Annotated in this window: 20 protein-coding genes and 1 pseudogene; 9 read left to right on the plus strand and 12 right to left on the minus strand. The window is 68.3% G+C overall.

The features are described from left to right. Positions 1-47: 47 nt before the first annotated feature. From HWX55_RS00400 to HWX55_RS00415, 4 genes are all read right to left on the minus strand, one after another. Positions 48-950: a hypothetical protein gene (locus tag HWX55_RS00400; RefSeq protein ID WP_050012211.1), complete on the minus strand. Its 903-nt coding sequence runs from the start codon at positions 948-950 to the stop codon at positions 48-50. A 95-nt stretch (positions 951-1,045) separates the two neighbouring features. Next, positions 1,046-1,264: a hypothetical protein gene (locus HWX55_RS00405; protein WP_006480563.1), complete on the minus strand. Its 219-nt coding sequence runs from the start codon at positions 1,262-1,264 to the stop codon at positions 1,046-1,048. A 235-nt stretch (positions 1,265-1,499) separates the two neighbouring features. Continuing rightward, positions 1,500-2,150, minus strand: a complete 651-nt coding sequence (locus HWX55_RS00410; protein ID WP_050012212.1) for an NAD(P)H-dependent oxidoreductase — start codon at positions 2,148-2,150, stop codon at positions 1,500-1,502. 318 nt (positions 2,151-2,468) lie between these two features. Further along, the gene (locus HWX55_RS00415; protein ID WP_175973086.1) at positions 2,469-2,774 is read right to left on the minus strand and encodes an NIPSNAP family protein; all 306 of its coding nucleotides are present in this window, start codon (positions 2,772-2,774) and stop codon (positions 2,469-2,471) included. Positions 2,775-3,055: 281 nt separating this feature from the next. On the opposite strand from HWX55_RS00415, the gene HWX55_RS00420 reads away from it, so the two are divergent. Further along, the gene (locus tag HWX55_RS00420) at positions 3,056-3,844 is read left to right on the plus strand and encodes a GNAT family N-acetyltransferase (protein WP_175973089.1); all 789 of its coding nucleotides are present in this window, start codon (positions 3,056-3,058) and stop codon (positions 3,842-3,844) included. A 151-nt stretch (positions 3,845-3,995) separates the two neighbouring features. On the opposite strand, the gene HWX55_RS00425 is transcribed toward HWX55_RS00420, so the two are convergent. Together HWX55_RS00425 and HWX55_RS00430 are read right to left on the minus strand one after the other, a co-directional pair. Further along, positions 3,996-5,348, minus strand: a complete 1,353-nt coding sequence (locus tag HWX55_RS00425; protein ID WP_175973091.1) for a DUF3999 domain-containing protein — start codon at positions 5,346-5,348, stop codon at positions 3,996-3,998. Then, the gene (locus tag HWX55_RS00430) at positions 5,345-8,719 is read right to left on the minus strand and encodes a DUF2339 domain-containing protein (protein ID WP_175973093.1); all 3,375 of its coding nucleotides are present in this window, start codon (positions 8,717-8,719) and stop codon (positions 5,345-5,347) included. Before HWX55_RS00430 ends, HWX55_RS00425 begins: the two co-directional genes overlap by 4 nt. A gap of 483 nt (positions 8,720-9,202) precedes the next feature. Between HWX55_RS00430 and HWX55_RS00435 the strand changes: the two are divergent. From HWX55_RS00435 to HWX55_RS00455, 5 genes and pseudogenes are all read left to right on the plus strand, one after another. Beyond that, positions 9,203-10,494: pseudogene (locus tag HWX55_RS00435) on the plus strand (glycine betaine/L-proline ABC transporter ATP-binding protein); the annotation flags it as partial. Next, complete coding sequence (gene choW, locus HWX55_RS00440) at positions 10,487-11,383, plus strand: choline ABC transporter permease subunit (protein ID WP_060225978.1); 897 nt, start codon at positions 10,487-10,489, stop codon at positions 11,381-11,383. The pseudogene HWX55_RS00435 and the gene choW, both read left to right, overlap by 8 nt. Before the next feature lie 108 nt (positions 11,384-11,491). Beyond that, the gene (locus tag HWX55_RS00445; RefSeq protein WP_050012219.1) at positions 11,492-12,490 is read left to right on the plus strand and encodes a GlxA family transcriptional regulator; all 999 of its coding nucleotides are present in this window, start codon (positions 11,492-11,494) and stop codon (positions 12,488-12,490) included. A gap of 103 nt (positions 12,491-12,593) precedes the next feature. Continuing rightward, entirely contained in the window at positions 12,594-13,541 is a 948-nt protein-coding gene (locus HWX55_RS00450) for a choline ABC transporter substrate-binding protein (protein ID WP_050012220.1), read from the plus strand. A 294-nt stretch (positions 13,542-13,835) separates the two neighbouring features. Continuing rightward, the gene (locus tag HWX55_RS00455) at positions 13,836-14,462 is read left to right on the plus strand and encodes a trimeric intracellular cation channel family protein (RefSeq protein ID WP_175973094.1); all 627 of its coding nucleotides are present in this window, start codon (positions 13,836-13,838) and stop codon (positions 14,460-14,462) included. A gap of 9 nt (positions 14,463-14,471) precedes the next feature. Here HWX55_RS00455 and HWX55_RS00460 read toward each other — a convergent pair whose 3' ends face one another. After that, positions 14,472-14,897, minus strand: a complete 426-nt coding sequence (locus HWX55_RS00460) for a PACE efflux transporter (RefSeq protein ID WP_175973096.1) — start codon at positions 14,895-14,897, stop codon at positions 14,472-14,474. Between the two features lie 147 nt (positions 14,898-15,044). Between HWX55_RS00460 and HWX55_RS00465 the strand changes: the two genes are divergently transcribed. After that, a complete protein-coding gene (locus tag HWX55_RS00465) occupies positions 15,045-15,989 on the plus strand; it encodes a LysR substrate-binding domain-containing protein (RefSeq protein ID WP_175973098.1) in 945 nt (314 codons plus the stop codon). Here the strand turns inward: HWX55_RS00465 and HWX55_RS00470 are convergent. The 3 genes from HWX55_RS00470 to HWX55_RS00480 all read right to left on the minus strand — a co-directional run bounded on the left by HWX55_RS00470 (position 15,976) and on the right by HWX55_RS00480 (position 18,276). Beyond that, on the minus strand, positions 15,976-17,130 hold the full coding sequence (locus tag HWX55_RS00470; protein WP_175973101.1) for an exo-alpha-sialidase: 1,155 nt from the start codon (positions 17,128-17,130) through the stop codon (positions 15,976-15,978). The genes HWX55_RS00465 and HWX55_RS00470 overlap by 14 nt on opposite strands. A gap of 77 nt (positions 17,131-17,207) precedes the next feature. After that, positions 17,208-17,477 carry a MoaD/ThiS family protein gene (locus HWX55_RS00475; protein WP_175973102.1) on the minus strand — a complete coding sequence of 90 codons (270 nt, stop codon included), beginning with the start codon at positions 17,475-17,477 and terminating at the stop codon, positions 17,208-17,210. A 109-nt stretch (positions 17,478-17,586) separates the two neighbouring features. Beyond that, positions 17,587-18,276: an aspartyl/asparaginyl beta-hydroxylase domain-containing protein gene (locus HWX55_RS00480; protein WP_124595454.1), complete on the minus strand. Its 690-nt coding sequence runs from the start codon at positions 18,274-18,276 to the stop codon at positions 17,587-17,589. A gap of 210 nt (positions 18,277-18,486) precedes the next feature. On the opposite strand from HWX55_RS00480, the gene HWX55_RS00485 reads away from it, so the two are divergent. Together HWX55_RS00485 and HWX55_RS00490 are read left to right on the plus strand one after the other, a co-directional pair. Beyond that, positions 18,487-18,831: a DUF4148 domain-containing protein gene (locus tag HWX55_RS00485; RefSeq protein ID WP_175973105.1), complete on the plus strand. Its 345-nt coding sequence runs from the start codon at positions 18,487-18,489 to the stop codon at positions 18,829-18,831. A gap of 71 nt (positions 18,832-18,902) precedes the next feature. Then, positions 18,903-19,178, plus strand: coding sequence for a DUF4148 domain-containing protein (locus HWX55_RS00490; RefSeq protein ID WP_175973107.1), 276 nt, complete (start codon positions 18,903-18,905; stop codon positions 19,176-19,178). A gap of 218 nt (positions 19,179-19,396) precedes the next feature. On the opposite strand, the gene denD is transcribed toward HWX55_RS00490, so the two are convergent. Beyond that, complete coding sequence (denD, locus tag HWX55_RS00495) at positions 19,397-20,368, minus strand: D-erythronate dehydrogenase (RefSeq protein ID WP_175973109.1); 972 nt, start codon at positions 20,366-20,368, stop codon at positions 19,397-19,399. Between the two features lie 28 nt (positions 20,369-20,396). Then, positions 20,397-21,173, minus strand: a complete 777-nt coding sequence (gene otnI / locus HWX55_RS00500) for a 2-oxo-tetronate isomerase (RefSeq protein ID WP_175973111.1) — start codon at positions 21,171-21,173, stop codon at positions 20,397-20,399. Positions 21,174-21,213 lie beyond the last annotated feature (40 nt).

Consider the following 21,213-nt stretch of genomic DNA (forward strand, 5'->3'; position numbering starts at 1 on the left):
GGGCCGATCCGGGCGCTTGCCGCATGACCCGCGGCAAGCGCCCGACTTCACTTCTTCAGAAACCGCAGCGCGAGCCGCGCCATCCGCGGCACGAACATCGGGCGCAGCAGGCGCTTGTCGTAACCGGCCATCCGCCGGTCGTTCTCCACGAGACACAGCTCGATCAGTTCGCGCGGGTTCAGCGCATCGCCGATATCGGCGGTGCCGGTCGCCGGAAAATTCGCGTCACGCGCGGCGCCGTCGGCGTCGATGCCGCGCGCGATGTTCATGCGGTCGCGGATCAGTTGCACCCACACGGCCGCGACGCGTGCGAAGAACCACGGCCGGCGCCACCATGGCATCGTGCGCCAGTACCATGCGTACCAGTTCACGAAGAACAGGATATGGCGGCCTTCTTCCTGGATCACGGGCTCGAAGGTCTCGACGAGCTCGGGCGGGAAATAGCCGGAGCGCTGCGCGGAGCGGAACAGGCCGAATGCGAAAAAGCTGTCGATGCATTCGCTGAAGCCCGTCATCATCCACGACCATTCGGGATCGGCGGGCGCCGGATAGGCCGGCTCGGGCGCGAGCCGGATACCGTACGCCTCGACGAGCTTCGACAGTACGACCTTGTGGCGGGCTTCCTCGCCGCCGTCCATCTCGAGCGCGCGGCGCAACAGCGGATCGTCGACCGTCGCGGCGTAGGTCGCGACGCGAATCGACGCGCGGCCTTCCGTTTGCACCGCGATGTCCCAGATCGGCAGCGACGTGAGCCGCCTGAGTTCGGCCGGCTGGAGCGCCGGCCAGTCGATTACCGCCGGCTTGTACGGATTGTGTGTGTCGAGCAGCATCCGACAGAACATCTGCTTGTGCGCATCGGAACCGATCCGGACCGGACCCTGCCTCTCGAAGGTCCAGTTGCGCATCGCGTGATCTGCGGCTGCATGCTCTTCCTGCAGCGTGTCGGTCATGGCTATTGTTATGCGATTACGGATCGAAAGATTCTGGCACAGCTTCCGTCGTCGCGTATTTTCGGGGCGGCCATGTGCACGCGGCCCCGCGCGGGTCACGCGTTCGTGTCGACCCAGAGGCGGCCCCAGCGCGATGCGTACGCGAGGGCGTGCTCTTCCTCGAAGAAGAAGTCGATGGCGTCGAACGACACGGAGCGCGGCGACGGCCCGCCGCTCGCGCGTTCGATCGTCAGGTTGGCGGCGAACAGCCCGTTCGGCAACCGGGCGGCAGCGGGAGCGACTTCGTAGCCCTTGTAGCGGATCGTACGGTTCATGGCGTGCGCGTAAAAAGTTCGGACTTTCAGCGTACGAAAACCTGCCGGCCGCGTGAACCAATCTTTCGGCCAATGCAAATCATGCGGCGGGCTGAATCGTTATCGGGGCGGTGCGCGGGAACGATGTGTTCGAGAGGCGGGACGGACGCGCCCGGCACATCGCCGCGCGTCGGAAGACGCGCCGCGCACCTGCGTCGAACCGTGTCGACCGAAGGGGCGCGGCGGAATGCGGAGCTTACTGGTTGGCGACCTTCAGCACGGGCGCGAGCGCATCGACCGAGGCCGCATGCGAGGCCGCACGATGCGACGCGAACGCGAGCGCGAATTCGGCGGCTTGCGCGCCGACCGTCTCGAGTTGCGCGACGACCTTCGGATCCGAGCAGCTATCGGCGCTTTCGAAGCGCGTTTCCAGCGTGTTGACGGTTGCGCCGAACGGTGTCGGCCAGCCGCGCAGTGCGTGGACGATCGAGCGCAGCGACGTCAGCACGGTGCCGGCCGCCTGCCAGCCGTACGCGGTGACGATCAGGCCGACCGCGCGGCCGTCGAGATACGGGCGGCTGTCCGCGCGCAGTTCCTCGAGCGTGTCGAGCGCGTTCTTCACGAGGCCGGACACGCCGCCGTGATAGCCGGGCGTCGCGATGATGATCGCGTCGGCCTCGCGCACGGCGTCGATCAGCTCGCGTTGCGCGTCGGTCAGCGTTTTGTGTTCGGGTGCGTAGTGCGGCAGCGTATGCAGGAACGGGCCGTCGAACAGGCGCGTGCGCGCGCCGGCGGCTTGCGCGCCGCGCAGCGCGAACGACAGTGCGCGTTCGGTGGACGATGCGGCCCGGGTGGTCCCGCCGATGCCGACGACGAACGGGCGGCGGTGTTGATCGAATGCAGTCAAGGGGCGCTCCTGGGAGTGGCTTGCCCGGCTAAGCACAGGCTTAAAACCAGATGGTAACGACCCCGCCGCCACTCTGAAAACGACTTTTCGTTCTATCGATATGCCGCGCGGCGAGGCAATCGTGTGCGCGGCCGCGCAGATCGATAGCAGAAATGCTTGGTTGGGACGGTGCGCCGCGGTCGATAAGATGGGCTCGTCTCCTCCATGATGTCTCTACTGACATGGGTTGGCCCCGCCGCGCGGATGCTGGCGGGGCTTTTTTTTCGTCCTCGGCCGGAAAACGGGGCACGATGCGCGGCGATGCACCTGTTTCGTCCGTTACTCGAACACCGGCCGGAAGAAGCTGCGCTCGTAGCTGACGATGCACCGTGTTTCCTCCGCGTAGCGGAATGCGGCCTGGCAGGCCGGATCGTCCTTCGAGCGTTCGCGGTAGCGCTCGTAGTCGGCGAGGCTCGGGAACGAGAACATCGCGAGCGCGACGTTGTTCGCGCCTTCGGACGGCAGGAAGTAGCCATGATGCGTGCCGCCGAACTGCTCGACGAGCGGAATCCACATCTTCCCGTAGGTTTCGAATTCGACGAGTTTGTACGGATCGACGACGTAGCGAAGGAAGCAGGTGATCATGGGCGCTCGCGATGCGGTGACGGAGCAGCGAGTCTGGAGCGTGGGGCGGTACGTGTCAACGCGCGTGCGCGCCGGGCGTCGATTTCAACGCTTGGTGCGTTGCTTGCGCGAGCAACGATCAGTGCTTCGATGCGTTCGCGCATGACGTCCGCACAACCTCGAAACACACCGTACTCGCCATCTCCACCAGCCGCGTTACCCCGGATTTTTACGACATTTTTTCTTGCGACGGCGACCGGCGCGCTCCTAGACTTCGGGCATCTTCACCACGGAGCATGGCCATGTCGATACCCTGGAACGCGATCGCCGAACGCACCCCTGCCGCGCCGCCTTCCGCGTGCGCCGATCGGGTGATCGTCCGGCGTTTCGATCCGGCAATCGACAGCTATGCGCAACTCACGCCGATGCTGCATCGTGCGTTCGCGCGGCTCGGTGCGATGGGGCTCAACTGCACGTGCGTCGATCAGGACGAGGACGTCACGCGCCGTCGCGCGGAAGCGGGCGAGTGTTATGTCGCGGTGTGCGGCGGACGTATTGTCGGCACGGCCACGCTGTATGCGACCGATCCGTCGTCGGCTTGCTCGCTGTACCGGCGCGAAGGCGTCGCGAGCGTGCGCCAGGTGGCGGTGGACCCGGCTTGCCAGAGCCGCGGGATCGGCGCGTTGCTGCTGTCGTTCGCCGAACAGTGGGCCGCGTTGCGCGGCTATGCGTTGCTCGCGCTGGATACGCCGCATCCGGCTTCGCACCTGCTGGCGTTCTACGGCGCGCAGGGCTTCGAGGTGGTCGACGTGATGCGCTTTGCCGGCAAGCGCTACGACAGCGCGATCCTGTGCAAGCGGCCGGTTGCACGTGCCGCGCGGCGCGTGTCGCCGGCGTCGCGGCTGGCGGCGCGCGTGGCGGCCGTGCGGCGGGTCATGCATGCGTGGGCGCCGCGCATCGTCGCGATGGGCCGGCGCGAGTCGGGCCTGCGTCGCGGCGGAGGTTTCGCGGCGCGCCGCGCGGCTGGTGCGGCCAGTTGCCGGTCGTCGCCGTGGCGGCCGCGTCAGCATGGCCGCGTCGTGGCCCGATAGCGGCGGGCAGGTTCCGATTCGCGCCGCTGACGCGTCGCATCGCCTTCACGTAAAGACGGGCGCGGGCACTCGATGAATCGGTGCGACCGCGCATGGCGATGGCCCAAGGAGCCAGCCGGCGCGTCAAGCGGCTCGCAAATGCGTGTGGACGTCACTCGTCGCGGCTGCGCGTGTCGCCGCCGCCTTTCGCGACGCGCCACGCGATCGTGCCGAGCACGCCGACCGCAACGATCAGCGCGCCCCACAGCACGTAGCGACGCCCGGCGTCCGCATCGGCGGCTGCCGCCGTCGCGACCGCCGACGCCGGCAGCGCCGCGCCGACGCGGGCCGGCCGTACTTCGGGCGCCATACCGACCAGCAGCGCGTCGCGGCTCACGGCCGACGACATGAGCGATGCATCGCCCACGCCGAGCGTAAATGGCGGCGTGCCGCGCGCGACGAAGGTCAGCGCGGCCGGATGCCAGCCGATCGCGACCGCCGGCCTGCCGCCGCCCAGCCCGCCGTTGCGCATGTCGACGACGATCCGCCACGCGCGATCCGTATTCGCCGCGAACTCGAACGGCGGATTGCGCTGCTCGCCGCCCTTGCCCTGCAGCCGGAACAGCACCGCGGCCGCGACGTCGCGCCACGGCGCCTGCGCATCGGCGCGGCTTTGCAGCGTCGCGCGCGCGACGGTGTTCGGCTGCGGCAGGTCGATGCGCACGCGGTCGACCGGATACGCGCCGTCGGTGTCGAACAGATACGCGCCCGGCGCAGCGCCGGCGCGTATCCGCACGGCGTCGCGCCACTGGCGCGGCACGGACGCCGTGTCGGCGCCGCGTGCGTCGCGCGGATGCGTGTCGACGTCGATCGACGCGATCGCCGGCGCGCCGTCGAGCCAGTCCAGCCGCAGGTAGCGCGGCGTCGCACCGTCGAGTGCGATGCGCTCCTGCACCAGCAGGTCGTTGCCGTGGCCGACTTTCAGCAACTGCGTGCTGCCGAGCGGCCGCCAGTTGCGCAGGTCGTCGCTGGCTTCGACGGACACGCGCCCCTGGTAGCTGTCGTCGTTCACGTGCACGAGCAGCGCATCGATGCTGCCGTCGGTATGCGACAGGTCGACAAGGTCCGCGCCGTGCCGGGTGGGCGAAGGCAGCGCGACGGCCGCGCGCAGCGCGCCGTCCGGGCCGACCGTCACGCCGAGCGGCGCGTTGCCGTTCTCGGCGCGCGCGGGCGGCAGCGGGAACCAGTGCACCGGCGCGCGCGACGGCGGCACTGCGGGCGCGGCCGGCGCGTCGAGCGAATACGGCACCGGCTCGCCCGCGCCGTTGAAGATGCGCACGTCGCCGAGATCGTCGCGCCCGCTCGCCGCATACACGGGCTGCGGCACGGTGAGCTGGTAATACGCGGCGCTGCCGTCGAGGTCGAGCGCGAAGCGCTGCGTGACGCGCCCGGCGTTCGGTGCGCCGTCGGCCGCCGCGAACGACGCGAGCAGGCTCAGCCCGAGCAGGGCGGCGAGTCGTTTCATGGCTGGCCGTCCTGTTGCGCGGCGGCCTTCGGCGGCAGCGGCGAGAAATAGCCGATCAACAGCAGCAGCACGCCGATGCCGATGAACGACACGATGCGCTCGATGCCGGTGACGTGCGACAGGTCGAACAGGAACAGCTTGACGACCGTCAGCGCGAGCAGCGCGGCGCCGACGAACCACAGCGGGCGCAGCCCGCGGCGCGTGGCCCAGATCGCGATCGCGAGCGCGCAGACCGTCCAGTACACGGACACCGATGCCTGCACGAGCGTCGATTCGGCCATCGCGCCGAATGCGTACGGCACGCCGACCCAGTGATGCAGCGTGCGCAGCAGGATCGCGTTCAGCCACAGGAAGCCTGTCGCGCCGGCCGCACTGAGCAGCTCGACGCGATACGCGCCGAACGACCAGCCGAGCTTGCGCGCGCGCACGAACCACGACGCGGCGAGCGCATAGACGACCGCGAGCACGAGATCGAGCGGGTTGAACAGCGGCACGCGCGCCCAGCTTCCGCCGTCCTGCGTGAAGTTCGCGTAGAAAGTCCACGCCCACATCACGACGATCAGCGGCAGCGACGCGAGCGCGCAGAGGCGGGCGATGCCGTCGCGGCGCGTGAGCCACATCCCGGCGAATGCGAACAGGCTCCAGCCGACCATGAACACCTGCTGGATGCCGAACGACGACAGCACGGTGTCGACGTCGTAGCCGAAGTGGAAGCGGTGATGCAGCGTGCGCAGCATCAGCGCGTTGAACCACAGGAACACGGTCGCGATCGCCAGATAGTCGACGACGCGCGGATGCCACGCGATGCCGAGCGTCTTGAGGCGACGCAGCCACGCGGCGAAGGCGACGAACACGAGACCCTGCGCGATGTCGAGCGGATTGAGCAGCGGCAGCCAGAAGAGCGGCGCTGCGTCGCCGTCGCTGACCGTGCTGGCGAGGCTCCACAGCCACAGCAGCGCGGCGAGCGGCGCCGCACCCCACACCTGGTAGGCGCGCGGGAACGCCGCGACCGGCCAGCGCAGGCGCGCGCCGGGGCCCGACACGAGCAGGAGCAGCGCGCCGAAGCCGTACGCCCATGCGCTCCAGCTCCATGCGCCTTCCGGGACGAACGCGCGCAGGCGCCAGAAACCTTCGAGCGACAGCAGCCCGCACACGGTCCAGAACGTCAGCGTATGCAGCGGCGCGAGAATGCGCGTTGCAACGGAGGGCGTCGCGCCGTTCGCGGCAGCGGCGCCGGTCGTGCCGCGCGACTGGCGCCACAGCAGCGCAAGCCCCGCGCCGACGGCCACCGGCCACGCGAACGCGCCCATGCCCGACAGCGGTGCTTCGTGCGCATCGAATGCGCGCAGCGCGAGCAGCGCCAGCACCGGCGTGAGCGCGACCGCGGGCCATTCGGCGAGCGGCCACGCGAGCCGGCGGCGTGCGACGTGCGCGAGCCACGCGGTACCGGCCGCGAACAGCGCGGTCGTATCGACGACGAAGCGATCGGCATGCAGATCGACGTGACGGCTCGCATGGACGAGGATCTCGTGCAGCCCGCCGCTGACCCACCACAGCAGCCCCCACGCGGCGGCCGCGACGCCGATCTCGGGCATCCACGCGTGCCATGCGCGCGCTTCGCCGCGCCCGTGCAGCCACCAGCCGGTGAACAGGCCGGCGAGCGCGATCAGCAGCATCGCGATGGTCGGGCCGTTGAGCACGGGCAGCGCGGTCGCGTCGGCCGGACTCAGCAGGCTCGTGAAGAACGCGCCGGCCGCGGCGACCTGCATCAGCAGCCCGAAGCCGAACGCGAGCAGGCGTTTCTGGCGCACGCCGAGCCATACGACGGCCGCGCCTTCGATGGCCCACGCGGCGCTGGTCGTCGGCCCCGAGAACGCGAGCGGCACCGCGAGCGTCGCGAAGATGACCGCGAGCGCGAGCATCGATTCGAACAGCAGCCCGAGGCGGTCGCGGCGCCGCGCGAGCCATGCGGAGATCGCGACGTAGAACGCCGACAGCGCGACCGCACTCCACGCGAGCGCGAACGGCATGCCTTTCACGAGCGCCGCCTGCAGCGCGGTCGCGACGATCGGCGTGCCGAACACGAGCGTGCCGTCCACGTAGTGTCGCAGCGCGAGTTCGCGTTTCACCGCATACAGCAGCGCGATGCCGACGTACATCAGGAAGAACAGGATCAGGAACGGCTCGGTGCTCGCGAACAGCGCGGGGCGATAGGCGGTCACGCCCCACGCGGAGCCGATCGTGAACGTGAACACGAAGCCGAGCAGGTTCAGCGGGCGCCAGGCCTTGAACCACGCGATCGCGAAGATGCCCGCGTTCAGCAGTGCGTAGTAGCTGAACAGCGCGACGTGGTTGCCCTGGCCGGTCGACAGCAGGATCGGCGCGAGAAAGCCGCCCGCGCTGCCCATGAACGCGAGCGGCAGCGCGTTCTGCCGCACCGCGAGGAACGCGCTCAGCGCGCAGACCGAGACCATCAGCGGGAACGCGGCGCCGATGGGCAGTAGTGCGTAAAGCTTGGTCGCGGCGAAGATGGTCAGGTACAGGATGCCGACGCCGCCGCCTTGCAGCACGAGGCCGTATGCGCCGCGGCGCGGCCGCACGCGCCAGCCGATCGCGAGCAGCGCGGCCGCGGCGAGCGCCGTGCCCGCGAGGCGGAATTCGATCGGTAGCATTGCGTTATCGGCCGCGTACTTGAGCAGGAACGCGACGCCGAAGAACAGCACGATGATCCCGACACGCACGACCGTGTTGCCGCCGAGCAGCCAGTCGCGCGCGGCGCCGAACGCGCGTTCGGCGAGGCCGGGTTCGCGCGGGGCGGGCGGTTGGGGCGGGGCAGGGCGGATCGGGGTGGCGGGTGCGGTGACGGTGGCGTGAGCGGACGCAGCCGAGGTGCGTGCTGCGGTGGCCGGTGCCGGCGGTGTCGCGGGCGTCGTCGTCGAAATGGATGCCGGTGTGTCGACGCGCACGGCGACAGGTTGTTGCACGGGCGGTGTCGGGAAGTGCGCCGGCAGCGGCGCGGACGCGGCGTCGGCCGAAGCCGTTTGCGCGATGCCGCCGGAGGTCGCCCCACCGGCCTTCGCGCCCGCCAGTTGAGCGCGCAGCGCGTCGAGTTCGCGCGTGAGTGTGTCGACGGTTGCTTCGAGGCGCGCGACACGATCGGCGAGCGGTAACGGAGTGGGCGACGGCGTCGCGGCGATCGCGAATGCGTCGGGTGCGGCGCGCGGCTTCTGCAGCTTGCGTTGCCGCAGCGCGTGTCCGAGCCAGAACCCGCCGGCGGCTCCGAGCAGCGAGCCGCTCGCGGCAGAGAAATCCCCGATCAGCGCGGCGATGCCGCCCATGATGAAGCCGATTACGGCGAATGCCCAGTTCAACGCCTTGCTCCCTCTCACTATCGTTATCGTCCTTCGATCGCGGATCGCACCGGATCGAGGCAGTTTCGGCACGGCCGGCAGGCGAACCGGCATGCGCGCGCCGTGCGGCCGGGCCCTCGTGCGCAGGGCCCGCGGCAACGTCGCGATCGGCGTGTTTGCGGGAATGTATCACAGCGCGCATGCTCCTATTTCCGGGGTTGGCGCGGTATCGCGGCGTGCGCCGTCCGGTGTCGCCATCCGGCTTTTTGCACGGTCATGCTTTTTACTGACGCATGGGGTGGGCCCTTTCGTCTGAATAGATCGACGCCGGAACGGACGTCAACTTGTCGCAAAGCGACGCGTGCCCGATACGGTCTGGCGCAAAACCTCATGCGCCATTCGCCGCGCTGCTGCGCACAAGTCCGGCGGGGGATGCCCGTCATTGCTGGCCGTGCGCGTATTGCGCCGCCGCAATCGGCGGCGCGGCCCGCCGGGCGGGGCTGGCGGGTGTGTCGTATTTGCGCAAGCGTTTGTCGTAATTCGTCGGCAGGCCGGGGTTTTTTCTGGCAACTATGTAGGCACGCTATGACAAGCGCGAGTCCCCGCTACACGAGGAGAAGGTTTCGATGGATGCCCCCAAGGTTGTGGTCGAAGGTCTGTGCAAGGTATTTGGAAGTAACCCGCAGCAGGCGCTCGACATGCTCGCCGCCGGCGCGACGAAGGACGATGTGCTCAAGCGCACCGGCCAGGTCGTCGGCGTGCACAACGTCTCCTTCGATGTGCAGGAAGGCGAAATTTTCGTGCTGATGGGCCTGTCCGGCTCCGGCAAGTCCACGCTGATCCGCCTCGTGAACCGGCTGGTCGATCCGAGCGCCGGCAAGGTGCTGATCGACGGGCTCGACGTCGCGTCGGCGCGCCGCTCGGCGCTGACCGCGCTGCGCCGCAAGGACATGAGCATGGTGTTCCAGTCGTTCGCGCTGATGCCGCATCGCACCGTCGTGTCGAATGCCGCGTTCGGGCTCGAAGTGGGCGGCATGGGCAAGAAGGAGCGCGAGCGCCGGGCGATGGAAGTGCTCGAGCAAGTGGGTCTCGCGCCGTTCTCGCACAAGCTGCCGTCCGAGCTGTCGGGCGGGATGCAGCAGCGCGTCGGTCTTGCCCGCGCGCTGGCCGTGAACCCGTCGCTGATGATCATGGACGAGGCGTTCTCCGCGCTCGATCCGCTCAAGCGCCGCGAAATGCAGGACGTGCTGCTGCAACTGCAGAAGGAGCAGCGCCGCACGATCATGTTCGTGTCGCACGATCTCGAGGAAGCGCTGCGCATCGGCAACCGCATCGCGATCATGGAAGGCGGCCGCCTCGTGCAGGTCGGCACGCCGCAGGACATCATCGCGAACCCGGCCGACGATTACGTGCGCGCGTTCTTCGACGGCATCGACACGAGCCGCTATCTGACGGCGGGCGACCTGATGCAGACGGGCGCCGTGCCGACCATGTCGAAGTGCGATGCCGCGAACGTCGCCGCTTCGCTGAACGGCAGCGCCGACTACGCGTTCGTACTCGATGCCGCACGCAAGATTCGCGGCTTCGTCACGCGCGAGGCGCTCGGTCAGGACACGCCGTCCGTGCGGCCGATCGAAAGCATCCGGCGCGATGCGTCGCTCGAACATGTCGTCGCGCGCGTGGTCGCGAGCCCGAATGCACTGCCGGTCGTCGACGACGACGGCTGCTACTGCGGTTCGGTCGATCGCGCGCTCATCCTGAAGGCCATCACGCGTTCGCGAGGTTCCCATGTCTGAAATGATTCCGCTCGGTACCTGGGTCGACCAGTCCGTTCACTACCTGCTCGACCACGACGCGAAGACGTTCGACGCGATCGGTCAAGCGATCGAGGGGCTCGCGGCATTCGTCGAGCATGGCCTGCAGGCGATCCCGATGTGGCTGATGATGGCGATCTTCATCGGCGTCGGGCTGTGGCGGGTGGGCTGGCGCTTCGCGCTGTTCACCACGCTGTCGCTGCTGCTGATCTTCGCGACCGGCTTCTGGGACCAGACGGTCATCACGCTCGGCCTCACGCTGTCGTCGACGATCATCAGCCTGGTGCTCGGCATCCCGCTCGGCATCTGGGCCGCGAAGAGCAAGTGGGTCGCCGCGATCGTGCGCCCGATCCTCGACCTGATGCAGACGATGCCGGCCTTCGTCTACCTGATTCCGGCCGCGATGCTGTTCGGTCTCGGCCGCGTGCCGGGGATCCTGTCGACGGTGATCTTCGCGATGCCGCCCGCGGTGCGTCTCACGAGCCTCGGCATCCGCCACGTGAACCGCGAGATCGTCGAAGCCGGCCAGGCGTTTGGCTGCACGCCGTGGCAACTGCTGTACAAGGTGCAGTTCCCGAACGCGCTGCCGTCGATCATGCAGGGCGTGAACCAGACGATCATGATGGCGCTGTCGATGGTGATCATCGCGTCGATGGTCGGTGCCGGCGGCCTCGGCAACGACGTGCTCGCGAGTATCCAGCGTCTCGACATCGGTCTCGGTTTCGAAAGCGGTCTGTCGGTCGTGCTGCTCGCGATCATTCTCGACCGCATCACCGAAAGCTTCGGCCGCGCGCCGGGCACCGTGAAGGCGCCGCTGTTCTCGGGCCTCAAGCAGCTCTTTCGCGTGAAGGCTTCGCCCGCGCAGGCCTGATCTCCGGCGGTCGGACCACGCTCCGGCCGCACACCCTGAATAGATAACGGCTCCCGCGGCTTCGGCCGCGGAGCTGGCCCCCTGCAACCTCCTCGCCAGGAGACCGATGTGACGTCCGCCGTCGCTGTCGCGCCCGCCGCCTGCGTTTCACCGGTTTCGTCCCTCGCCCATTTCGGCTTCCTCACGCTGCCGAACTTCTCGATGATCGCGTTCTCGAGCGCGGTCGAAGTGCTTCGGATGGCGAACTACGTCGGGCGGGCGGATCACTACAAATGGTCGATCTACTCGCTCGACGGCGCGCCCGCGCATGCCAGCAACGGCATCGCGGTGCGGCCCACGCAGGCGCTCGACTACGACAACCTGCCCGACGTGATGATCGTGTGCGGCGGCATCCGCATCCGCGACGTGGTCGATGCGGGCGCGCGCGATACGCTCGCGGCGCTCGCCGAACGCGGGCTGCCGCTCGGCGGCATCTGCACGGGCGCGTACGCGCTGATGTCGAGCGGGCTGCTCGACGGCTATCGCTGCACCGTGCACTGGGAGAACCTGTCCGCGCTGCATTCCGAATTTCCGCAGGTGGGCTTCGCCGACGAGCTGTTCGTCGTCGATCGCGACCGGCTGACCTGCACGGGCGGCACCGCGCCGCTCGACCTGATGCTGAACCTCGTCGGCATGCGGTTCGGCCAGCAACTCGCCGCGCAGGTCTCCGAGCAGTTCATCCTGGAGCGCATCCGCAGTTCGACCGATACGCAGCCGATTCCGGTCGACGCGCGCGTCGGCTTCTCGCGCGCGGAGCTGATCGAGGTCGTGCGGCTGATGGAGGCGAACATCGAGGAGCCGCTGTCGCTCGAGGAACTCGCGCGGCTCGTGCGGCTGTCGCAGCGGCATCTGCAGCGCATGTTCAAGGTGTACCTGAACGTATCGCCGACCCACTATTACCTGACGCTGCGCCTGAAACGCGCACGCGACCTGCTGCGCACGACCGACGCATCGATCGCGCGCGTGACGACGGTCTGCGGCTTTCATTCGCCGTGTCATTTCAGCAAGGCATACCGCGCGCAGTTCGGCCATGCGCCGAGCTACGAGCGCCGGCTGCCGGGGCGCTGAGCGGGGCAATCATTCGGTCCGCGACGTCGCCGGGATCGCGGCGCGCGGCTTCAATAAACGATCCCGGATTCAAGCAAACGACATCACTTTGAGGAGAAGCAAGATGAAGCGCCTATTGATCGCAGCGGTGTGCGGGATCGGGATGACCGCGCCGATGTCGGCCGTCTATGCGGCCGATCCGCCCGTGTGCAAGAACGTGCGCTTCGCCGATGTGGGCTGGTCCGACATCGCGGCGACCACGGGCCTCGCATCGACGATGCTGCAGGGGCTCGGCTACAACCCGACGAAGACGATCGCGTCGGTGCCGATCACGTTCGCCGGGATCAAGAGCAAGCAGATCGACGTGTTCCTCGGCTACTGGTCGCCGACGATGGACCCGATCATCCAGCCGTTCACGAAGGCCGGCACGATCAAGGTGCTCGCGACGCCGAACCTGACCGGCGCGAAATACACGCTCGCGGTGCCCGACTACGTATACCAGGGCGGCCTGAAGTCGTTCGCGGACATCCAGAAATACGCGGACAAGCTCAACGGCAAGATCTACGGGATCGAGCCCGGCAACGACGGCAACGCGCTGATCAAGAAGATGATCGACGGCAACCAGTTCGGCCTCGGCAAGTTCAAGCTGGTCGAATCGAGCGAGGCCGGGATGCTGGTCGAGGTGAATCGCGCGATCCGCGACAAGCAGTGGATCGTGTTCCTCGGCTGGGAACCGCATCCGATGAACGTGCAGATGAAGATCGACTACCTGACCGGCGGCGACGACGTGTTCGGCCCGAACTACGGCGAAGCGAAGGTGCTGACGGCGACGCCGCCCGACTACGCGCAGCGCTGCCCGAACGTCGCGAAGTTCGTGTCGAACCTGCAGTTCACGACGGCGATCGAGAACCACGTGATGGTGCCGATCATGAACAAGCAGGACCCGAACAAGGCTGCCGCCGCGTGGCTGAAGGCGAACCCGGACGCACTCGACAAGTGGCTGGCCGGCGTGACGACGATCGACGGCAAGCCGGGCCTGCCGGCGGTGAAGGCGTATCTCGGCGCGCATTGAGCATGACGCGTCGGGCTTTGCGGCTGCGGCCCGAAGCCTGACGTGAATGTCGAGCCGGCGTAAGCGGGGTGAGCTGCTTGCGCCGGTTTTTTGCTGCGTGCTTCGTGCTCGCGCCGACGGCGAGCGGGCGATGCGCTAGACTGCTCGATCCCCGATCGAGGAGACGGCCATGACCCGCAACCCGCTTGATGCAGCCGGACGGCAACTCGCAGCCCGCATGCGGCTGAGTCACGCGACCGCTTCGGCCGACGCCGGCTGCAACCGGACCGTCCGGTGCTTCGACCATTCATTCGCATGAAGCGCATCGAGCAAGTCGTGCTTGCCGCCGATCTCGCGGGCACGGCGGTGTTCGCGATCGAGGGCGCCAATGCGGCGATCGGCGCCGGCCTCGACCTGTTCGGGGTGATGGTGCTGTCGCTCGTCGTCGCGCTCGGCGGCGGCGTGATTCGCGACCTGCTGATCGGCGCGCGGCCGCCGAGCGCCGTGAGCGACTGGCGTTATCCGGCGCTCGCGTTCGCCGCCGGGCTGTTCGCCTTCGTGTTTCATGCGCGGGTCGCCGCGATCTCACCGTCGCTGCTGACGACGCTCGATGCGGCCGGCCTCGCATTGTTCGCGGTCGCCGGCGCGGTGAAGGCGCTCGAATTCCGTGTCCACCCGTTCATTGCAACGCTGATGGGCGCCGTGACCGGCTGCGGCGGCGGCGTCGTGCGCGATCTGCTGCTCGCGCGGATACCGGTCGTGCTGGTCACCGACATCTATGCGAGCGCGGCGCTGCTCGGCGCGGTCGTCGTTGTGTTGTGCCGGCGACTCGGTTGCCCGCCGGTCGTCGCGGCTGTGCTCGGCGGGCTCGCATGCTTTGCGTTGCGGATGGCGGTGGTGCGGTTCGGCTGGCAACTGCCGAAAATTGCCGCGGGCGCATAGGCGCCCGACTCACGACCCCTTCGTCGCCGCCGGCACGTCGAACACGCGATCGAACGCCCACTGGAACACGAACGCGTAGCAGAAGAAGAACGCGAACAGCGCGATATCGACGACGAACGCATCGAACCACGAGATGTCGAGCCACCACGACACGACCGGCACGAGGATGAAGATCAGCCCGCCCTCGAATCCGGTCGCGTGCAGGATCCGCCGCCCGAGCGTGCGCGCCGGCTGCCGGCGCGACGCTTCCCAGCGCTCGAACAGCGCATTGAAGATCATGTTCCACAGCATCGCGATCGCCGACATCGTCGCCGACAGCGCGCCCGAGTAGACGAGGTCCTGCTTGAAGATCGCCGCGATCGCGGGCGAGATGCAGGAAATGGCGATCGCTTCGTAGAGCACCGCCTGCGTGATCCTGCGCGATAGGCCTTGCACGGGGTTCCTCCAGTTCGACGGCAACCGCCGCGGCGACGTGCCGCGACGTTCCGGAAGGCTAGCCGCGTTGCGCAGCCGCTTCAATTCACCTAATCTCACCCGGATTGAATCGAATTCAACCCGGCCGTATCCGGCCCGCGAGGCCCCGTGTTCTCGAAAATTCCCCTGACCGCATTGCGTGTATTCGAATCGTCGGCGCGGCTCGGCACGTTCAAGGCCGCCGCGAAAGAACTGTCCGTGACGCCGGCCGCCGTGTCGCACCAGATCAAGTCGCTCGAAAGCCGCGTCGGCGTGCTGCTGTTCGAGCGCGGCGCGGGCGGCGTGCGGCTGACGGAAGAAGGCGAGCAACTGTTTCGCGCGAGTCACGATGCGTTGCTGGCATTGAGCCGCGGGCTCGATGCGCTGCGTCCGGACGCGGCCGATGCGCGCCCGCTCGTGCTGACCACCACGCCGGCGTTTGCTGCGATGTGGCTGATTCCGCGGCTCGGTGCGTTTCGCCGCGTCGATCCGCACCTGCACATCAAGGTCGAAACGGGGAACACGCTCGTCGATCTCGAACGCGATGCACGCGTCGATCTCGCGATTCGTGCGACGTCGCGCAGGTTTCCCGCGCTGCACGAAATTGCGTTGATCGACGAGTATTTCGGCGCGTATGCGGCCGCCGGGTTCGACGCGCATCGCACCGACGCGCCGCTCGACCTGATCGAAACCGTGTGGGATACGCCGCTACCGGTGTCGGTCGACTGGGCGTCGTGGTGTCGTGCGGCGGGCCGCGAAGCATGGCTCGAACGCGCGGTGTTTCGCCATTACGACGACGAGCATTACGCGTTGCAGGCCGTGCTGCACGGGCAGGGTATCGCGCTGCTCAGCTCGGTGCTGGCCGCCGAGCATGTCGAGCGCGGTGCGTTGGTGCCGATCGAGCCGGCGGTGCGGCTCGACGGTGCGCGTTTCGTCGCGCTGTGCCGGCCGGGGCGCGAGCGCGAGCCGCAGGTCAGGCGGTTTCTCGACTGGCTCGAAGCGGAAATCGTACGCACGCGCGACGCGGTGGCGCGGATGGCGCCGGACGATGCTCGCGCCGCTACCCGAAGCTGACGCAATACACCGGCGGCAAATGCGCCGATACCTGTCGCCAATGGTCGCCGCCATCGGCGGACGTCCATAACCCGCCGGTCGTCGATCCCATCGCGAGGTGCGTGCCGGAATCGTCCACCGCGAGCCCGTGCCGATACACGAGGTCGTACGCGGGCGCGGCCGGCAACCCGTTCGACAGGCTCTCGAAACTGCGGCCGCCGTCGCGCGTGCGCGTGACGACGAGCCGGCCGTTCACCGGAATCCGGCACGCGTCCTTCACGGCCGGCACGAACCACGCGGTATCCGGTTCGTGCGGATGCACGGCCACCGCGAAACCGAAGCTCGACGGCTCTGCTTCGATCCGTTGCCACTGTTCGCCGCCGTCGGTCGAGCGGAAGATCGCGCAGTGATGCTGCGTCCACAGCACGTCCGGATTGGCCGCGCACTGCACGACGCGGTGCGGGTCCTGCATGTTCGGCTCGCCGCGTCGCTCGGGCGGCATGTAGTCGGCTTCCATGCCTTCCGCCGTGACGCGCCATGTCGAGCCGCCGTCCGCGGTCTGCCACACGCCGCCGCACGAGATGCCGACGGTGACGTGCCGACTGTCACGTGGATCGACCATCAGCGAGTGAATGCCCGGCGCGTCGTACCCGCCGCCGCCCCATTCGAGGCGTTCGGGGCGATCCCACAGCGCGCGGTTCAGTACCCACGAATCGCCGTGGTCGTCGGAGCGGAACAGGCCGCCGGGAATCGTGCCGGCCCACAGCACGCCGGGCTCGTCCGTGCCGCCCGCTTCGAGCGACCAGATTTGCTGAAGCGCCCACGGCGGCTGCGGCGACCCGGCAGCGGCAGCTTCATCGTCGGTTTCGCCGCTGCCTGCGTGCGGATCGGCACGGGGAGGCGACGCGTCGGCGGGCTGCGGCGGATAAGCCGGGGCTGCACATTCCTCCCAATCGCCGGCGCCTGCACGCAGCCGATGCAGTTTCACGCCGAAATGGCCGAGATTGAGCGCCGCATACAGCGTGCCGTCGCGCGGGTCGGCAAGCGCCATGCTGACAGGCTCGCCGATGAAATGCGGTTCGCCGGGCGTCCAGCCGCCATGACCGTCCGGTTGCAGGACGAACAAGCCCTTGCGGGTGGCGACGAGCAGTCGATCGTTCATGTGCGGTGTCTCCGGATGTTCCGCCTTGTGGCGCGACGGTGCTTGGTATCGGGGAATGCGCCCGTGCATCGGTCCCTTTATCCGCCGGTCAGCGCCTGCACGACATACACGCGGCTGGCGGCCTCGAGCGCATCGGACAGATGTTGGCGGTCGCGGATCGGCTGGCCGTCGATGAATACCGACAGGTGCTTTCGCAGCGCGCCCTGGTCGTCGACGATGTAGCCGCGCAGCCGCGGCTGTTCGCTGAAAATGGTGTCGAATGCTTCGCCGACCGTATGCGCGTCGATGTCGCGCTCGGGCGTTTCGACGTGCCGCTGGATCGACGCGGCGAAGAAGAGGTGTGCCATGGCGGTAGGTGGCGGGAGCCGCACGAAGGGACGGCTTGTAGTTTAGGCGATCCGTTGGGCGCCGAAAGGCGGAACGCCGCCGCCGTGCGCGGCGTGGGTGGCGTCCTCGCTAAACCGGAATCGACCGTCCCCTGATCCGGATCCCGAGCCGCACGACGCCGATCACCGCATTCGATAGCCACATGAGCCAGCGCGGCATCCCGCGCCGGCGGATATCGAGCAGCAGCACGATCCGCACCGCGTCGCTGTCGTTCCACACCTCATGCGTGAACGTGTCGTCCCACAGCAGGAAGCGGCCTTCGTCGAGCCGGTATTCGCGCCCGTCGACCTTCAGCACGGCGGCCGGCGTGCCGTCCGCGCGGGTCGGCATCGACAGCACGAGATACCCGCGCAGGATGCCGCGAAACGGCCCGCGATGCGGCGGGATGTGCTTGCCGGGCGCGAGGAACGACAGCGACGCGGACAGCACGTCCGGCGACGCCGCGACGAGCGACGCGACGGTCGGGCAGCGCGACAGGTTGCGCGCGAACGGCTGGCCGTACGCCTGCATGATGAACATGCGCCAGTCGCGCGCGTCGTTGGCCGAGATGTCGTACTGCTCGCGCATGATTTCGTGAAAGCGCGGGATGCGCGGCATGTCGCGTGCGACGTCGAGCGCCTCCGCACGGATCGCGGGCCACGCGCGCACGAAGCGCTCGGCATCCGGGAACGCGGCCGCGTCGAGCACCGCGCCGCTGTCGATATGGCGGTCGTACAGCCTGCGCAGCAGGGCGGCTGCATGGTCGTAAGCGGCGGACATGGTCGATCGAGGGGCGGTCCGGATGAAGTGGTGGTCAGTCTGCCCGAAGCACGACGGGCACTGCGTTACGTCAGGTTACGCCGGCTGACGAATGAATGACAGTTCCATGAATGTTGGGTCGGCGCGAATGGAAAGCCGGGAATAAACCGCGCCTCTCCGTCGTCATACGGGTGTAGCACATCGTTTCGTTGACTGATGAAGGAGTGGAACATGAACACGCACAGGCTGGTGGCCGCCGCGGTGGCGGCGATTTCTCTCGCAGGTGTCGCGACGCAAGCGTCGGCACAGGCGCTCACGCGCGAACAGGTCCGGCAGGAACTCGTCGATGCGGAAAACAACGGGCTGCGCTTCGTGACCGATACGTCGTATCCGGACGTGAGCCCGCTGTTCCAGCACCAGGCCGATCGGATGCCGCAGCGGCAGGCGAGCACGGCGGTCGGCGGCGATCCGGCCATGTCGTCCGAAGCGGGCAAGCCGGCGGCGATGTCGCCGCGTCGAAGCGCCGCCGCATGCGTCGGCCCCGCGAGTTTCTGCACGATCTATTTCGGAAGCTGATCCGCCCGCCTGCATCCGCAGGTCACGCCTGTCCCGTGGTTGATCGATACATCACATTGATGGAGTTCATGATGAAAACATATATCGCACTACTGACGATAATCGGAGCGATCGTCGGTCAGTCGGCATTCGCGCAATCGGCCGCGCCGCTGACGCGTGCGCAGGTTCGCGACGAACTGATCCGCGTCGAAGCGGCCGGGTACGACCCGTCGAACGGCGAGGACGGCGCGTATCCGGCCGATATCCAGGCCGCGGAAGCGAAGCTCGCGGAGCAGGACCGCGCGCGGCTGGCGGCGTCGGCCGCGCGGGAGGCCGGACCCGGCATGCCGGCGCAGGTCGCCAACTAGGTGCCGGCATATACCCGTGTTGCGCGAGACCGTCGGCGTCGCGGCGGAACGCGGCACGTGCGCAGCGTGTCGCGCGGAGACGAATCGTGGGGACGGGGCGTGCGGTGTCGACGCGGTGCCGATGCGCCCCTTCATGCAGGCGGGCGGGGATGCAACGCGCGTCGTTGCGCGTCGGGGAATCGGTCTGGCCGCGTCGATGCGGCCAGACCCGGCGTCAATCAGCGCCGTTCGTCCGCGATATGACTGCGGATCACGTCCGCGAACGACGTGTCGCCCTTCAGCCCGAGCGCTTCCGCGCGCGACGTATCCCAACGGCCCGGCCAGCTGCCGACGATTTTCTCGACGCGTTCGTCGGGCACATGGCGGATCAGCTTCACGACCTCGTCGCCCGCGACGTCGCGCAGCGCCGCGATCATCTCGTCGACCGACACCGACAGCCCCGGCAGGTTGATCACGCGCTTGGTGCCGAGCGTCGCGCCGTCGATCTCGCACCCGGCGACCAGCGCTTCGATCGCGCTGCGCGGCGACAGCAGCCACAGCCGCGTCGAGCCGGGCACCGGGCACACGCTTTCCTCGCCGTTCAGCGGCTCGCGGATGATGCCGCTCGCGAACGACGACGCGGCCGCGTTCGGCCGGCCGGGCCGCACGCTGATGGTCGGCAGCCGCAGCACGCGGCCGTCGACGAAGCCGCGCCGCGCGTAGTCGCACAGCAGCAGTTCGGCGATCGCCTTTTCGGCGCCGTACGACGATTGCGGGTTCAGCGCGGTGTCGTCCTGCACGACGTCGGGCAGCGCGCCGCCGTACACCGCGACGGAGCTCGTGAACACGACGCGCGGCTGGTGGCCGCGTGCGCGGCACACCTCGAGCAGCGTGCGCGATGCGTCGAGGTTGATCCGCATGCCGAGATCGAAATCGGCTTCGGCCTGCCCGCTGACGATCGCCGCGAGATGGAAGATCGCGCCCGTCCGCGTGTCGATCGCGCTTTCGAGCACCGCGCGATCGGCGATGTCGCCGACGATCGACGTCACGCGCGCATCGCCGAAATCGCTGCCCTGGACGACGTCGAGCAGCACCAGTTCGTCGATCTTCTCGATGCGACCGTCGGGGCCGGTGAGTTCGCCGCGCTCGAGCAGCTTGCGTGCGAGACGCTGGCCGAGAAAGCCGGCGCCGCCGGTGATCAGTAATTTCATGTTCTTGACCCTCTGGGAAATACGGGAATTACAGGTATGTCTCGACCCAACCGAGGCCTTCCGACGTGCCGGCCTTCGGCCGATACTCGCAACCGATCCAGCCGTCGTAGCCGAGCGCGTCGATCAGCGCGAACAGATACGGGTAGTTGAGTTCGCCGACGTCCGGCTCGTGGCGTTCGGGCACGCCCGCGATCTGGATATGGCCGATGCCCGAGAAATCGCGCTTGAGCTTCATCGCGAGATCGCCTTCGACGATCTGGCAGTGGTAGCAGTCGAACTGCACCTTCAGGTTCGGCGCGCCGACTTCCGCGCGGATCGCCTGCGCGTCGTCCTGGCGGCTCAGGAAATAGCCGGGCATGTCGCGCTGGTTGATCGGCTCGATCAGGATCGTGACGCCGTGCGCGGTGGCGGCCTGCGCCGCATGACGCAGGTTCGTCAGATACGTATCGCGATGGCGTGCGCGGTCGGCGCCCGGCGGCACCATGCCGGCCATTACGTGCAGCTTCTTGTTGCCGATCACGCGCGCATAGTCGAGCGCCTGGTCGATGCCGCGGCGGAACTCGTCCTCACGGCCCGGCAGCGATGCAATGCCGCGTTCGCCCGCGGCCCAGTCGCCCGGCGGCGCGTTGAACAGCGCCTGTTCGAGGCCGTGCGCGTCGAGGCGCGCGCGGATGTCCTCGGCGGCGAAGTCGTACGGGAACAGGTACTCGACGGCCTTGAAGCCGTCGCGGGCGGCAGCGCCGAAGCGGTCGAGAAACGCATGCTCGGTGTACATCATCGAGAGGTTGGCAGCGAAGCGTGGCATGGCAGCGGGTCCTGTGAATGAATGGGGCGGGGCGCCGCGC

The organism is Burkholderia sp. BCC1047 (assembly GCF_902833155.1).
GTDB classification, from domain to species: Bacteria; Pseudomonadota; Gammaproteobacteria; order Burkholderiales; family Burkholderiaceae; genus Burkholderia; species Burkholderia sola.